The sequence below is a fragment of the Gemmatimonadota bacterium genome, assembly GCA_009838845.1.
Taxonomy (GTDB): domain Bacteria; phylum Latescibacterota; class UBA2968; order UBA2968; family UBA2968; genus VXRD01.
Genome location: VXRD01000114.1, coordinates 1 through 15,120, shown reverse-complemented (window position 1 = coordinate 15,120; position 15,120 = coordinate 1). Strand labels below are relative to the sequence as shown.

Sequence of the window (15,120 nt, the reverse complement as noted above, 5' to 3'; positions counted from 1 at the left end):
ACCCCAGTAGTCTGGCGCAAGCACTGGCAGGAAATGCCGATGTATCGGTCAGCGGAATGTTGCCCGGACCTGTTGTCCCTGGCGGGAGGTATGACTTTAGCTTCAGCGCATCAGCAGGCGACCACCTGTCCTTTGCCACGATGCTTATCCGCTCCAATGACCTATTCTTTGCCCCCGGTGAAGAAGGCATTCCCCTCTTTGGAGCGGACGGATCAGCAATCATGGGCGATATCACGTCCATGATCCAGTTGTGGGATGCCGGTACAGAAGTCAACCAACGCCTCGGCGTTGGCCTTGACCAGGTACCGCATCAATCTGGCCCCAACATGGGCGCCCCAGACCCGGACAACACCGTGCGCCTTGCCACGGGCGACGACATTCCCGCGGTTGACAGCATAATCCGCGTGACTATCACGCCGGATAATTAACCCAAATCATGCAACAAACATATCACAGGGCGGGTCTTAGGACTCGCCCTTTTTGCGTGTATCAAATGTGCATACGCAACATGGGACGGCCGAATGAAACGGGCATGTACTCCCCGGTATTCTGGCGTTTTGTACCGGGGATCATAAAATGGATGGCAAAGGCCCGACGCTGGCGGTCCGTGTGATTCGGCGGTGTGTAGTGCAGGGTTTGGCAATGGTGGAACATAACGCCACCGGCGGGCAACTCGATAATTTCGGCTCTGGATATCTCCACCTGATCTTCGAGATCAAACAGCGCATCGGTTTGAGATGAACGCTCATGGGTAAATGGCCGCAGATGAGAGCCGGGAATGACGTGCATAGCTCCGTTCTCTACATCGGCATCGTCCAGAGTGAGCCAGCATGAGACGAGATTCGCTGGCATACATTGCCAGTACCCATTGTCTTGATGCCAGAAAACCGCATCTCCATTATGTGCGGGCTTGAAGAGCGCCTGATCGTGGAAAAGTTGAATATTTGGACCGATGAGCGACTCGGCAATATCGAGTATGGGATCGTAGTAGATCAGTTCCCGATAGTGCAGATTGCGCTCACACATTTGCATAATTTGTAGCATTTGTGTGGGCGCCTTGTTTTTTTCACTGAGATCATCGGTATTGCCAATAGCGAGATTGCGAAAGCGGTTATCCTTCCGCGCGGCTTCAAATTCGCGATCGTATTCCCGGCGCAATATCTCAATATGTTCATCCTCGAGAAGTTTGCCAATCGAGAGATAGCCGTTCTGAAAAAAAAATTCGACTTGCTCCGGAGATAATGCAGACATGGTGTGCTCCTGATAAAAAACTAATCCAATAACTCCTCTGTATAAGCAAATAACGCAGGCGTCCCTCCCGTATGCACCATCACCACCGTCTCATCTTTGCCAATCTCGCCCTGGTTCACCATATCGATCAAACCCGCCAGCGTCTTGCCCGTATAAATCGGCTCCAGCAAAATCCCCTCTGTTTGCGCCAATAGCCGTATCGCGTCATTGCCCTCGGGTGAACAATACCCATACCCCTCCTCACCGACATACCGATCCACATTTTCAATCATAGATTCATCAAACGCAACATCCACATCCAAAATCTCCGCCATTTTTCTCAATATAACCAAAAATGCGTCTTTGAGATCATAAGACCACAAAATGGGCCTCACACCCACAATCCGCATATCCAGACCCAAAGCGGTCTTCCCAAAAATCAAACCCGGCTGTGTACAACTGCCCGAACACACGACAACAGTAGTAGGCGTTTCGCCTATCGCATCAAACTGATCCATCATCTCGGCCATACACAGCGCGTAACCCATTGCGCCAAACGGGCGATTGGCCGGTTGCATCACCACAAAAGGCTTTCGCCCTCTGCGCTCAAATTTTTCTATCAGTGTCTGCTTGGCATCGTCCAACAACTCCTGCGTTTCAACATCGATCAGATCAACATAAGCACCCAATAAATTATCCAACAGCAAATTGCCCTGCGTACTGCCGCTCTTGTGGTCCTTCACCAGAACCAGCGCACAATCCACCCCTATCTTTGCCGCTGCCGCCGCCAACTGCCGACTGTGATTGGACTGAGACCCCGCACCTCCGATAAGCACATCTGCACCGCGAACCAGACCCTGTGCAATCGTAAACTCCAACTGCCGCGTCTTATTGCCGCCAAACGCCAGACCCGTACAATCATCGCGTTTAATATAAATCTTGGGACCTCCAACCGCTTCAGTCAACCGCTCGCAAAACTCGAGCGGCGTGGGCAAATGCCCCAGAGACACACGCGGCACCTTGCCAATACGTGCTCTCAGTTCATCACGGGAAATAACAGCCATTATAGACCTCCTAAAAGATCACTGTCACAATGTGTATATCATCGCAATCACAAGCCTATGGAACGGAATATCAGCGCATGAAGCAAGCGAAAATGCCATTGACTTTTCTCAAGATAGCGAATTATTTAACAAGTAGTACATACGGAATTTACGCGGAGGATAGGAGGCCCCCATGAAAATACTCATCACTGGCATCACAGGGCGTATCGGCGGCAACCTGGCGGCGCAACTCGTTGAACAGGGGCATCAGGTTCGCGGGCTTGTATGGCCCAAAGACCCGCGCGTAGAAAAATTTGAGGGTATTGACCTCGAACTCATCGAAGGCAGCCTCACCGAATACGAAGACGTGGAAAAAGTCACTGACGGCGTCGATGTAATCTATCACCTCGGCGCGGCCTTTCAGGGAGGCGGTCCATTTAAGGACAACGACTACTTCGAAATCAACCTGCGCGGCACATTCCACATGCTCAAAGCCGCACAACAACGCAACATCAAACAATTCATCTTTGCAAGCACAGACGCGCTCTACGCCAAATATCCCCCCGAAGGAATGGACAAACCCATCCGGGAAGACGAAATGCCCAGAGAACCGAGCGGTTGGTACGCCCTATCCAAATCCGTCGGTGAAGAAATGTGCTACGGATACTGGCGCGCCCACCAACTGCCCATCACCATCCTGCGCTTTTGCCTCGTCGTCGGCGCAGGCGAAATCCTCGACTTCCGCCAATTTTACCTGAGCAAACTCAAAGGACTTCCCGAACTCAAAGCACTGTGGCGCGGCGAAGAACGCCTCCTCCTGCTCAAAGACATGAAAGGCCGCTCCTACAAAAAACACATTGCCGACGTACGCGACATAGTACACGGCTGCATCTGTGCCTTAAACAAAACACAAGCCGCCGGACACGCCATTCAACTCGGCGGACCGCGACCATTCACATGGGCCGAAGCCATCCCGTACTTGTCCCAACGCCTGAACATACCCTACCAGGAAGCCATCATACACGGCGCGCCTACACATTACGAATTCGACCTGACCAAAGCGCGCGACCTGATCGGCTTTAATCCGCAATACGACATCATTCGCATGATCGAAGATGCCATCGCCTACCGAGAGGGAAAAACCATCAACGTCTTGCCCACGGAATAGGATCGGGATGGGCAGGATGAAAGGATAAGCAGGATACCCCCCTCCGCCCAAAACCGGGTCAGAATGCAAGGACCAGACCAAGAGGAAACAGATGTCCCGCCCCAACATACTCATGATCATCTCAGACCAGATGACGCCCTTTCTCACGGGTGCTTATGGCCATCCCGTCGTCCAAACACCTGCGCTAAACGCGCTGGCAGAAAACGGCATACGCTTTGACGCGGCCTATACGCCTTTCCCTCTCTGTTCACCTGCACGCGCCTGCTTCATGACGGGGAACAACGCCGCAAAAATCGGCGCGTATGACAACGGGGCTGAACTCCGCTCGGACATCCCCACATTTGCCCACCACCTCACCCGCGCCGGATATGACACCGTCCTCTCCGGCAAAATGCACTTCATAGGCGCCGATCAACTCCACGGCTTCAGTCGCCGCCTCACCACAGACATCTACCCGGAAGATTTCCGGTGGGTCAAGCCCGAATGGATACACATCAAAGAAACCAGAGGAGAAAATTACCGGGCCATCATGGAACAGCGAGGCAGGTATAACGCCGCAAATTACGACGGACACAAGCTCCGAATCGACACCTGGCACGGTCCCCTCAGCTACGACGAAGAAACGCACTTCCGATCACTGGAATATCTCCACGCCGTCGGCGCACAGAAAAATCCCAAACCCTTCCTCCTGTGCGCGTCTTACCACCATCCCCACGAACCCTTCTGGCCGCCTCAGTCCTATTGGGATATGTACGAAAATGCGGACATCGAAATCCCCGCCTTACCAGACAACCTGGACGACACATACTCCATGATGGACAAATGGCTCAACGCCTATCACGGCACGCGCAAACACGACCTGCGCGACCCGGACGCCCTCTACAAACTGCGCCGCGCCTATTACGGACTCGTCACATATATGGACGACAAAGTCGGGGAACTACTCGCCTCGCTAAAAGAAAATGGCCTGGACGACAACACCATCGTCATCTTCTTTTCCGATCACGGCGACATGCTCTGCGAAAAAGAAATGGTCCAAAAACGAACCTTCTACGACTGGTCCAGCCGCGTACCCTTCTTTATCCGCTTTCCAGACCATTACAAAGCCGGCAGCACAATCGACCAGCCCGTCTCGCTCATTGACCTGTTGCCCACCTTATGCGATATGGCAGGCACAGAAGACCACTACCCTTGCGACGGCACCAGCCTGATGCCCCTCATTGAAGGCGCGGAAACAGAAGACCGAGAAATTTTTGTTGAAGCTCACGAAGCAGTCGGCGCCCCCTGCGTCATGATTCGCAAAAACAATTACAAATACAACCACATCCACGGACACGAACCACAGCTTTTTGACCTCGACGCCGACCCGGGCGAATGGAATAATCTCAGCGGTCAGCCAGACCATGCAAAAACCGAAACCTATCTTCGCACGCGCATCCTCGACAACTACGACCTCGACGCCATAGCCGAAGCCAATTTAGACAGCCTGTATCGCAGACAACTCATCCACGAGGCAATGCAAGCCAATGGCACATCCTGGGCGTACAATCCAATCTTTGACCCAACCAAAAACGCACAGGCACAGTACCTTCCATAACGAACAGGAGCAACCAATGTCCAGCAACACACCATTCATCGTCGATAAAAACCTCGGCGTCAACATGACCGTCGAACCAGAAGACCTCACGCAAACCAACGCCGATGGAGAAGCCGTCATCGCGCCGACGCAAGAGGAAAAATACCTCTTTGATGCGCGCGGCTGGTTGCTTTTCCCGGGCATCCTATCCGATGACGACATACGCGACATGCGAGAATATGCGCTACAGGTCAAACACGACCCGCAATCGCTGCCCGAACACGAACAATCCTACCTGGCTGGTCCTCTGCAAAAACTCGCTGACCACCCCAGAGTCGTCGGCTTTATGAACGAATTTGTCGCACATCCCCATCTCGCCAGCCCCGATGGATATGGCTTTCGCATGGAAGCATCCGGCATTCGATTCCGCTCGACACGCACCGGAGAAGTCGGCAGATTTAGCCCGCACAATGGCAACGGCCTGTTTCGCTTTGCAATCGACTCGCACCACTATCAGTGCATCCCCGGCAAAGCGTATAGCGGTCTAACCCGCGTAGTCTGGGAACTCGCCCCTGTAAAAAAAGGCAAAGGCGGAACACTGGTCGTCAGCGGCAGCCACAAAGCAGTTTATGCCGCGCCAGAATCCATCCACGACCCAAACTCGCCCATCTGGGACACCTATGAATGCCCGGCTGGGTCACTGCTCTTCTTCACCGAAGCCATCACCCACAGCGCCACGCCCTGGACAGATGAAACAACCGACCGCGTTGCCATCTTCAACCTCTACAACACCATCGGCGCCAAATGGAGCAACTGGCATCCACACCCGGACTTGCTCGCAGCCATGCCGCCCAAACGCCAGAGCCTGTTTCGAGACGTGCGCTGCGCAGCCAATCGCATTGGCGGCAACGGACGCTATCACGGCGGAAATCTCAGTGACGTAAGGGTGAAGTAAAACACTCACCTCTTTCTTTTTTCGGAGTTTTATATGCCAAACCTATCGAATCGCCCCAACATCCTCTTCTTTTTTCCCGACCAACTTCGCTTTGATTGGATCGGCAGCAATCCCGACATAGCGGTACGCACGCCCAATCTGGATCGCCTTGAAAAAAACGGGGCGACATTCTCCAAAACCGTCTGCCCCGCACCTGTATGCGCGCCCAGTCGCGCCTGCGTTGCAGCCGGCACAGAATACGACAACTGTCCCGTCAAAGGAAACAGCGACGACTATCCCACAGACCGCGCCACTGTTTACAGCATGCTCCGCGACAGCGGATACCACACACTGGGATGTGGAAAATTCGACCTCAACAAAGGCACCTGCACATCCAACCTGCCAGCCTGGGGACTGGATGGCAAACGCCATTTGAACGAATGGGGATTCTCGGACGGCATCAACAACGAAGGCAAAATAGACGGCGCCAACAGCGGGCGCGAAAAACCGCAAGGACCCTATTTGCAATACCTCGAAGAGCGCGGCCTGCGCCAGATACACCTCAACGACTTTGCCAACCGCAAAGGCCAGCGCAGTACTTTTCCCACGCCACTGCCCGATGACGCCTATTGCGACAACTGGATCGGGCAAAATGGCCGGGACCTCATCCAATCAGTTCCCGAGGGCAAACCCTGGTTCATACAGGTCAATTTCAACGGGCCCCACCTGCCCCTGGACATCACGGAAAGCATGGCAAAACTCTACGAAGGTGTTGACTTCCCGCAGCCGAACCGCAACGACCAGCTCACGCCCGATGAACTCCTTGAAGCCAGACGAAACTACTCCGCCATGGTCGAAAACATCGACCATCAGGTTGGTCTCTACTTAGACCTGCTCGAAGAACGGGGCGAATTGGACAATACCCTCATCGTCTTTTCCTCGGATCACGGTGAAATGCTCGGCGACCACAACTCCTGGGGCAAGGGCAAACCCCTGCACCCCTCGGCCAGCGTGCCCCTCGTCATCTCAGGTCCCGGTGTACAACAGGGCATAACCCATGACCTGCCCACGACCAACCTGGACCTCACCGCCACCTTCCTCGACTACGCGGACCTGGACATCCCCGACGACATGGACAGTCGATCCCTCCGCAACCTCCTCGAAGGCACAACCAGTACGCATCGAGACATCGTCCTATCCGGTCTGGGCAACTGGCGCATGGCTTATGACGGCCACTACAAATACATCGAAGGATTTGGCGACACCCCCATGCTCTTTGACCTGGACACCGACCCCCTCGAAAACAACAACATCATCGACGACCCGGTCGTCTCAGCGCATATTGAACGGCTGAAAGCAGAGTTGATACAATGACCAACCATCGCCCCAACATCCTCTTCTTCTGCTCAGACCAGCACCAGACCGCTGCATCGGGTTGTTATGGTCACGCAGAAGTACAAACCCCGAATATCGACCGCATCGCCGCATCTGGCATCCGCTTTAACAGAGCCTACTGCCAATCTCCCGTCTGTGTACCCGCGCGCGGCTCAATCATCACCTCGCAATACCCACACACACACGGCGCGCGCATCTTACAAGACGCACTATCCCCCAACACGCACACCATTGCCCATCACTTTGCCGAACACGGCTATCAAACCGGTGCCATAGGCAAAATGCACTTTGTGGATGAAACGCAGAAACACGGATTTGACTACCGCCTGGAAATAGGGGACTTCAGAAAAACACTCACAGACGAAGAATGGCGGGAACTCCAGCGGGACCAGGGCGGCGGAGGTGGCACATCGGGACGACCATCCAAATTATCTGCGCGCTATTTTCAAGACACGTATTACGCCGACGAAACCGTGCGGTATCTGCGCGAAAAAAGGGACCCCGACAAACCCTTTATCCTCTGGTCATCCTACTTCATGCCGCACACGCCCCTCGTCCCGATGCAGCAATACTTCGACCTCTACAATCCCGAAACCCTCACCTTGCCCCAACGCAGTGACAACGCGCTGGAAACCGGCTTTGAAGGCCACCTCATGCGCTCCAAACAGCGGGGGTGGTACGCGCAAACAGACGAAGAACTCGGCCACGCACTCGCCGGATACTACGGCAACATCAGCCAGATGGACGCGTGCATCGGCAAAGTGCTCGACACACTCTACGACCTCGGCCTCGACCAGAACACCATCATCGTCTATACCTCAGACCACGGCGAAATGGCCGGTGCCCATCGCATGTGGACCAAACACAACATGTATGAACAATCGGTCTGCGTACCACTCATCATCCGCCTGCCCGGAGACATACAAGCCAACACCTCGCACAATCACCTCGTCGAACACGTGGATATCTACCCCACACTCGCCGAATTGTGCAACCTGCCCGTCCCTGAAAATATCCACGGACGCAGTTTTGCCCCTCTATTTGACAACCGAACCTACCAGCCGCGCGAATACGTTTACTCCGAATACGATTTTTGTCACAGTGTCTTCACGCGAGACAATCGGTATGTGGGCAAACCGCCAATCCTCATGGTCCGCACAAACCGCTGGAAACTCAATTATCTGAGCTGGGCGCGCTCTGAACTCTTTGATCTGGAGAATGACCCGAATGAATTTCGCAACGTCATTGACGACCCCGCAAATGTTAGTATCGCGCGCGAACTCACCGACATTGCGAAACGGATGTATGAGAACTGACCGCAATGGAATAACCAACCAATGATATAAGGAGTACATCATGCCTACTTTTCAAACACCCGACGGCACAAAAGTCAGAATGAGCGGGAAAGAACTCGTATTTGGAGAAACCATCTTCTCGCCGAGGGAATCCAACGACATCCTCACAGACACGGAAGCATTGAGACAGCGAATGGAAGAAGACGGGTACCTCATCATCCGCAACTTTCACAATCGCGAAGACATCATGAAAGCGCGAAAAGAAGTTGTCGATCACATGGGAAGTCAGGGCTTGCTCGCCGAAGGATCGACACTTGAAGATGCCATCATCGGCGATAGAAAACGCTCCATGCGCTTCAAAGACAGCCTGGTCAAAACATGGCCCGGCTTTCTCAACATCGTCGATGGCAAAAACACAATGGACTTCTTCGGTCGCTTTTTGGGTGGTCCCGCCCTCTCGCTCGATCACAAATGGCTGCGCGCCGTCAGAACGGGAGGCAATGCAGGAATGCACTGCGACATTGTATATATGGGCGCAGGCACCAACAATCTCTATACCATGTGGACAGCTCTGGGCGATATCTCGCTCGACATGGGACCACTCGCCCTCTGCCTGGGATCACACAAACTCGAACATCTCCGCAATACCTACGGCGCATCGGATGCACACGACGACCTGATTCAAGGCGCATTCTCCAACGACCCCTACGATGTCATAGAAACCCTCGGCACCACATGGGCAGCCACGCCATTTCAGGCAGGCGATGTCGTCATTTTCGGCATGTACTTCATGCACGCCTCTCTCGAAAACACCACCAACCGCTTTCGCATCAGCAGCGACACGCGCTACCAACTCGCCACAGAAGCCACGGACCAGCGACACATGGGCAAAGACCCCGACGTAATACCCAAAGCAGATCTGTCCGAACGCAAGTCCATCGAAGAATACCGCGCGGAATGGGGCCTGGCGAAGGAGACCGCTTGAAATGTCAGGCATCACACAGCATAAACCCAACAAAGCTTATGAAGGATACACCCTCTTTTCAGAAACCTTTGCGGAACCAAACTGGGAAGTCGGCAAAGAAGCCGTAGTGTACCTCATCGACATGAACGGAGAACCCGCCCATACCTGGCACCTCACGCAACACACCGTCCAGTCCCACTGTCGATTGCTGCCCAACGGCCATCTCCTGGTGCCCACCCACGACCGTTCGGGCGTCACGCAGTGCAGCAATGTCGGCATTTTTGAATACGATCCCGACAGCACACTCGTCTGGCGCGTGCGCTGCCGCACCGACCACGACTATCAGGTGCGCGACAACGGCAATCTGCTCATCCACACACTCAACGAAACCATGTGCCCGCCCCTGGGACCTGAACTCAAGCGCCACCCGTATATGATTGAGATTACGCGAGACAAAGAACTGGTCTGGGAGTGGAAAGGCGAAGAACATCTGGAGGACCTCGAAGCCTGTCTATCTCCCGAAGCATGGCAACACGTTCTGGATCGTGCTACCGGACGATTTGCATTTGACTGGGCGCACAACAACACGCTCCAGCTCATTCCACCTCATAAAAACGAGGGTGACGCGCGCTTCAAACCCGGCAACATCTTCTTCTCCTACCGCAGCAACGACGTCATAGGCGTGATTGACTACGACACCGGCGACATTGTCTGGGCATGGGGACCCGGCATCATTGACGGGCAGCACAAACCCCACATACTCGCAAACGGCAACGTCCTGATCTTCGACAACGGCACCCTGCGCGGATATTCTCGCGTGATTGAACTCAATCTCCTCACCGAAACCATCGAATGGGAATACGTCGCAGACCCCAAAGAAGCGTTCTTCAGCGCGGCCATTTCCGGTGCCCAGCGCCTGCCCAACGGCAACACCCTGATATGCGAAGGCGGTAAAACCCGACTTTTTGAAGTCACACCAGATGGAGAAATCGTCTGGGAGTTTATCAACCCCTATCGCCACGAAAACGGACGACCCGTCATCTACCGCTGCTTGAGATATTCACCCGAATACGTAGCCCCACTACTGTCCTGAAAGGAGTCTTTATACCTATGTCTTCTCCCAACGTAGTCTTTGTAATTACCGATGATCAGGGCTATAGCGACCTTGGATGCCACGGCAATGACATCATCCAGACGCCCAACCTCGACGAGCTTTATACCGAAAGCGTGCGATTTACCAATTATCACGTCGGTCCTACCTGCGCGCCCACCCGGGCAGGCATCATGACGGGACGCTATTGCAACTGCACAGGCGTATGGCACACCATCGCAGGTCGCTCGCTATTGCGCAAAGACGAAACCACCATCGCCGACTTCTTCAAAGCAGCGGGATATCGTACCGGCATGTTTGGCAAATGGCATCTCGGCGACAACTATCCATTTCACCCACATAACCGGGGCTTTGACACGGTCGTTTACCACGGTGGCGGCGGCGTACACCAGACCCCTGACTACTGGGGCAATACCTATTTCAACGACACGTACTTCCGCAACGGCGTACCTGAAAAATTCAGAGGCTACTGCACGGACATCTGGTTTGACGAAGCCAAAAAATTCATCGAAGACTGTGGCGACACGCCCTTCTTCTGCTACATCCCCACCAACGCGCCGCACGGTCCCTTCAACATAGCCGATCACTACCGCGAACTCTACAACAGCGACGGCTTGCCCGGCCAGCGCGACCGCTTTTACGGCATGATCACCAACATCGACGAAAACGTCGGCCTCATGCGCGACTTCCTCCGCGAAAAGGAATTGGAAGAAAACACCATCTTCATCTTCATGACCGACAATGGCACCGCCAATGGCTGCACCCTCGACGGCAATGGCTATGTCACAGATGGTTTTAACGATGGCATGCGCGGGAAAAAAGGCTCGGAATACGAAGGCGGACATCGCGTCCCCTTCTTCTTTCACTGGCCCGCGGGGGGATATACCAGCGGACGCGATATCGATACCCTCATTGCCAACATCGACTTCTTACCCACCCTTTGCGACCTCTGTGACGTCCCCATCTCCGACGGAGCCCGCGAACGCATCAATGGCACCAGCGTTAGCCCCCTCCTCGAAGGCACGGACAACTGGCCCGAACGCACAATCGTCACGGACTCTCAGCGCGTGGAAAACCCCATCAAATGGCGCAAATGCGCGACCATGACACAGCGCTGGCGGCTCATCAACGGCGAAGAACTCTACGACATGGATAACGACCACGGACAACGCCACAATGTCGCCGAGCAACATCCCGATGTCGTCGCAGAACTGCGCCAACAATACGAAGACTGGTGGGCACTTGTCTCCGAACGCTTTGGCGAAGACGTACCCATCATCGTCGGCTCTGAAAGCGAACCGATCTCCGTAATCACAACCCACGATTGGCACAACGAAAACAGTGATTCGGCTTGGAATCAGGGTGCGATCCGACGCGGGATGGAATGCAATGGTCGCTGGGCAATCGACGTAGCCGAAGCGGGTGATTACACCTTTGAACTGCGCCGATGGCCCCGCGAAGAAGATCGCGCCATCACCGAAGGCATCCCCGGCAAACTCACGCCCTATTACGGCGGCAATGCAATCCCCGTCAGCACCGCCCGCATCAAAGTCGCGGGAGAAGAACAATCGCAATCCATCGGCTCAGAAGACAAAGGCATCGCCTTCACCTGCACCCTCCAGGCTGGTGAAACGAGCCTCGAAACCGAACTCACCGATGGAAACGGCATTTCGCTGGGAGCGTATTACGTGTATGTGGAAAGGGTGTAATAAAGGATTATTACTCATTCTCGCGCTTTTCTTCGCGAGTGTCCCTTCCTGGAGTGCGGAATCTCAGCCCGATTCTCTCGCATCGGACCACCGCGTGCGCGGTGCGGTCTTGCGGTCCATCGCACTACCGGGATGGGGACAATTTTACAATGGCAAGCGCGTAAAAGGCAGTGTAATTGCAACTGCAGAGATAGCTTCGGCCATCGCATGGGTCGCGCGTCGCAAACAGATCAAAGATCGGGGCACTCAGGAACGGAACCTGTACCTCTTCTCAACTATCGGGATTGTGCTCTACAGCGTGGGAGATGCTTATGTGGATGCCCATCTCAGTCGGGTAGATTGGGCTGAAGTGGAGGCGGGTATCGATGAAAACGGCGCGGCAAAATTTCGGTTAAAGTTTAAATTTTAATGGTGTTTTAGACATATCGAATATTCTTTCCCAGAGTCGCCACCATCTGACCACTTGATACCATCGGCAGCAAATTTTCCGACCAGAAAATCGACTCCTCTGGCGCGCGCAATGTCTCGAGCACATTGCCAAACGGATCGGTGATATCCGCAACGGGATCGTCCTTTTGCAAATGATCGTAGTGCTGCGCGTGAAACTCTATAAATCCACCCCGATTGGCCAACACCGTCAAAAACCCATCCACCACCACTTGCTTCCTGGGTATAAACGGCTCGCCCGGTATAACCCCGTAATACTTCAACACATTCTCGACACCCGTAATACCCTTTTGAATGCTCTCCCTATCCCAGCCGAGACACCCACCCAGTTCGGGATCAATCGTCGGAATCCCCTCATCGGGAGCAGAACGCGCGAGTTGGCCTTCGGGACCGCGCTGGTCGAGAATATAGCCAATACCAAACACCTGAGCCATCTCCATACACACGCGGTGAATGCGCTTGCGCCGATCCACCCGCACGCGCACCTCGTCAATCATCGGCCGGCGCCCCCCCTGGTGCAAATCAATACAATAATCGGACTGCAGCACCGCATTGTGAAATAACCGAAAGGCAATGCGCTCGCTCGACGTACCATCTTTACGCCCGGGAAAACACCGATTCATCTTTTTTTCATCAACCGGACTAAATGCCTGATGCGCGTGAAACGCGTGGAAATTGACAATCAACACCGCAATAACCCGTCCGCTCATCACCGTTGGATCCAGCCGTTTCAACACCTGTCGAATCACGCTAATGCCATTTAACTCATCCCCATCGCTAATCGCCTGCAAATAAACCGTCGGTCCTTCCTCAGCACCATTGATCAGGGATACTGGAACGCGCGCAGGCGACCCATCCTGCATCTCAGCCACCTTCAAATAGCCATCCGTGCGCTGCCCAGACTCAGCCCGAAGATGTTCAACGCGAAGCAATTCACCCATAATAATTATTACTCCTCAAAAAAGCCGAATATCTCTTTATTTTTCCGTGTTAAAAAAACGGGTGAAACCATGTGATGTCAACCGAAAAGAGCGTAATATTTTTTTGTTAGGTTTGACAACTGTCATGTGGCGCATTACATTAAAAATATGTCCATACCCAACATCCACAAACGTGAAATCCCGCCAACACATCCCGGCGAGATGCTTCGAGAAGATTTCATGCCCGATTATCATTTGACCCCAACCTCACTCGCTTCTGCTCTGGGTGTTTCGCGTCAAACGGTTCATGATCTATTAAAAGAAAAACGCGCTGTCACACCTCTCATGGCCCTTCGATTATCCCGTCTATTTGGCAATTCCCCAGAATTTTGGTCGCGGGCGCAGCAGGCAAGAAACCTGTGGGAATCTGAACAACAATATCTCAGTGATCTCAATCACATTCACCGGCTTACACCTCAGTAATAAAAAACAAAAGAGCCGATCCATTTCCGGATCGACTCTCTAATTATGATACCAATGATAGGCTCGCTCTACCCCTCATCATAATCGGTCAATGGACGGATCCAGATATTGCGATAGCGCACGGGATCGCCGTGATCTTGTAGCATCAACGGCCCGGTAGGTCCGTGTGGCGTATCGTAATTCGACACATTCCTGTGCCCGGTCGGTCCCATAGCCTCTTTGCGATTGTGCAGCACAACACCGTTCAAAAACACCGTCAAATACGCGGGCTTCACCAGCGTATCGCCATCGTATTCCGGTGTTTCAAAAACAATATCATAAGCCTGCCACTCACCCGGTGGGCGCGTCGCATTCACCAGCGGCGAAAACTGACTGTAAATCGCGCCCGTCGTACCATCGGAATACGTCGGATTGTCATATCCATCCAGCACCTGCACCTCGTATTTCCCGATCAAAAACACACCGCTATTTCCCCGCCCCTGACTGCTGCCGCGCACTTCTGACGGACAGGCAAACTCTATGTGCAACTGAGCGCTTCCAAACTCATCTTTTGTCTGGATATTTCCCGTACGGGGATTCACCTCTACATACCCATTCTCCACTGTCCAGGTTGGATCTCCACCATCGCGACTCTGCCAACTGGACAAATCCGTACCATCAAATAGCACCACGGCATCCGATGGCGCATCACCTGCACTGGCACCCGGCGTCACCACGCGCGGTGCTGGACGATTCTTATCGTGAACGCGCCACGGTTGATTGGGCAACATCGGCGTATCGTCATACCCCACCGGCGTGGGTGTTTTTTGGGGGAGTTATTTTTAGTTGTTAAAATTATTTAATAT

General features: G+C 53.8%; 13 protein-coding genes and 1 pseudogene. 10 read left to right on the top strand and 4 right to left on the bottom strand.

Translation table 11 applies throughout. The features are described 5' to 3' along the window. Positions 1-489: 489 nt before the first annotated feature. Together F4Y39_14910 and F4Y39_14905 are read right to left on the bottom strand one after the other, a co-directional pair. Positions 490-1,251: a phytanoyl-CoA dioxygenase family protein gene (locus F4Y39_14910; protein MYC15009.1), complete on the bottom strand. Its 762-nt coding sequence runs from the start codon at positions 1,249-1,251 to the stop codon at positions 490-492. A 20-nt stretch (positions 1,252-1,271) separates the two neighbouring features. Then, a complete protein-coding gene (locus F4Y39_14905; GenBank protein ID MYC15008.1) occupies positions 1,272-2,294 on the bottom strand; it encodes a pyridoxal-phosphate dependent enzyme in 1,023 nt (340 codons plus the stop codon). 172 nt (positions 2,295-2,466) lie between these two features. Between F4Y39_14905 and F4Y39_14900 the strand changes: the two genes are divergently transcribed. The 9 genes from F4Y39_14900 to F4Y39_14860 all read left to right on the top strand — a co-directional run bounded on the left by F4Y39_14900 (position 2,467) and on the right by F4Y39_14860 (position 12,834). Beyond that, a complete protein-coding gene (locus F4Y39_14900) occupies positions 2,467-3,441 on the top strand; it encodes an NAD(P)-dependent oxidoreductase (GenBank protein MYC15007.1) in 975 nt (324 codons plus the stop codon). 91 nt (positions 3,442-3,532) lie between these two features. Beyond that, entirely contained in the window at positions 3,533-5,038 is a 1,506-nt protein-coding gene (betC, locus tag F4Y39_14895; protein MYC15006.1) for a choline-sulfatase, read from the top strand. Positions 5,039-5,054: 16 nt separating this feature from the next. Further along, entirely contained in the window at positions 5,055-5,972 is a 918-nt protein-coding gene (locus tag F4Y39_14890) for a hypothetical protein (GenBank protein MYC15005.1), read from the top strand. A 33-nt stretch (positions 5,973-6,005) separates the two neighbouring features. Continuing rightward, positions 6,006-7,325: a sulfatase-like hydrolase/transferase gene (locus F4Y39_14885; protein MYC15004.1), complete on the top strand. Its 1,320-nt coding sequence runs from the start codon at positions 6,006-6,008 to the stop codon at positions 7,323-7,325. Next, the gene (locus F4Y39_14880) at positions 7,322-8,662 is read left to right on the top strand and encodes a sulfatase-like hydrolase/transferase (protein ID MYC15003.1); all 1,341 of its coding nucleotides are present in this window, start codon (positions 7,322-7,324) and stop codon (positions 8,660-8,662) included. Before F4Y39_14885 ends, F4Y39_14880 begins: the two co-directional genes overlap by 4 nt. A 40-nt stretch (positions 8,663-8,702) precedes the next feature. Further along, a complete protein-coding gene (locus F4Y39_14875; GenBank protein ID MYC15002.1) occupies positions 8,703-9,626 on the top strand; it encodes a phytanoyl-CoA dioxygenase family protein in 924 nt (307 codons plus the stop codon). A 1-nt stretch (position 9,627) separates the two neighbouring features. After that, the gene (locus F4Y39_14870; protein MYC15001.1) at positions 9,628-10,698 is read left to right on the top strand and encodes a hypothetical protein; all 1,071 of its coding nucleotides are present in this window, start codon (positions 9,628-9,630) and stop codon (positions 10,696-10,698) included. A 17-nt stretch (positions 10,699-10,715) separates the two neighbouring features. Next, positions 10,716-12,425, top strand: coding sequence for an arylsulfatase (locus F4Y39_14865; protein MYC15000.1), 1,710 nt, complete (start codon positions 10,716-10,718; stop codon positions 12,423-12,425). After that, positions 12,373-12,834, top strand: a complete 462-nt coding sequence (locus F4Y39_14860; GenBank protein MYC14999.1) for a hypothetical protein — start codon at positions 12,373-12,375, stop codon at positions 12,832-12,834. Before F4Y39_14865 ends, F4Y39_14860 begins: the two co-directional genes overlap by 53 nt. A gap of 7 nt (positions 12,835-12,841) precedes the next feature. Here F4Y39_14860 and F4Y39_14855 read toward each other — a convergent pair whose 3' ends face one another. Further along, the gene (locus tag F4Y39_14855; protein ID MYC14998.1) at positions 12,842-13,813 is read right to left on the bottom strand and encodes a deacylase; all 972 of its coding nucleotides are present in this window, start codon (positions 13,811-13,813) and stop codon (positions 12,842-12,844) included. Positions 13,814-13,960: 147 nt separating this feature from the next. Here F4Y39_14855 and F4Y39_14850 point away from each other — a divergent pair, with 147 nt between their 5' ends. Continuing rightward, complete coding sequence (locus tag F4Y39_14850) at positions 13,961-14,275, top strand: HigA family addiction module antidote protein (GenBank protein ID MYC14997.1); 315 nt, start codon at positions 13,961-13,963, stop codon at positions 14,273-14,275. 68 nt (positions 14,276-14,343) lie between these two features. On the opposite strand, the pseudogene F4Y39_14845 reads toward F4Y39_14850, so the two are convergent. Beyond that, positions 14,344-15,066 (bottom strand): annotated as a pseudogene (locus tag F4Y39_14845) (DUF1080 domain-containing protein). Between the last annotated feature and the right edge of the window lie 54 nt (positions 15,067-15,120).

What these genes read in the sequence shown, in the direction of transcription:
- F4Y39_14850 (MYC14997.1), top strand. Translation starts at nt 13,961, where the DNA reads ATGTCCATACCCAACATCCACAAACGTGAAATCCCGCCAACACATCCC.
- F4Y39_14900 (MYC15007.1), top strand. Translation starts at nt 2,467, where the DNA reads ATGAAAATACTCATCACTGGCATCACAGGGCGTATCGGCGGCAACCTG.
- F4Y39_14890 (MYC15005.1), top strand. Translation starts at nt 5,055, where the DNA reads ATGTCCAGCAACACACCATTCATCGTCGATAAAAACCTCGGCGTCAAC.
- betC (MYC15006.1), top strand. Translation starts at nt 3,533, where the DNA reads ATGTCCCGCCCCAACATACTCATGATCATCTCAGACCAGATGACGCCC.
- F4Y39_14905 (MYC15008.1), bottom strand. Translation starts at nt 2,294, where the DNA reads ATGGCTGTTATTTCCCGTGATGAACTGAGAGCACGTATTGGCAAGGTG.
- F4Y39_14870 (MYC15001.1), top strand. Translation starts at nt 9,628, where the DNA reads ATGTCAGGCATCACACAGCATAAACCCAACAAAGCTTATGAAGGATAC.
- F4Y39_14860 (MYC14999.1), top strand. Translation starts at nt 12,373, where the DNA reads ATGGAAACGGCATTTCGCTGGGAGCGTATTACGTGTATGTGGAAAGGG.
- F4Y39_14885 (MYC15004.1), top strand. Translation starts at nt 6,006, where the DNA reads ATGCCAAACCTATCGAATCGCCCCAACATCCTCTTCTTTTTTCCCGAC.
- F4Y39_14880 (MYC15003.1), top strand. Translation starts at nt 7,322, where the DNA reads ATGACCAACCATCGCCCCAACATCCTCTTCTTCTGCTCAGACCAGCAC.
- F4Y39_14875 (MYC15002.1), top strand. Translation starts at nt 8,703, where the DNA reads ATGCCTACTTTTCAAACACCCGACGGCACAAAAGTCAGAATGAGCGGG.
- F4Y39_14910 (MYC15009.1), bottom strand. Translation starts at nt 1,251, where the DNA reads ATGTCTGCATTATCTCCGGAGCAAGTCGAATTTTTTTTTCAGAACGGC.
- F4Y39_14855 (MYC14998.1), bottom strand. Translation starts at nt 13,813, where the DNA reads ATGGGTGAATTGCTTCGCGTTGAACATCTTCGGGCTGAGTCTGGGCAG.
- F4Y39_14865 (MYC15000.1), top strand. Translation starts at nt 10,716, where the DNA reads ATGTCTTCTCCCAACGTAGTCTTTGTAATTACCGATGATCAGGGCTAT.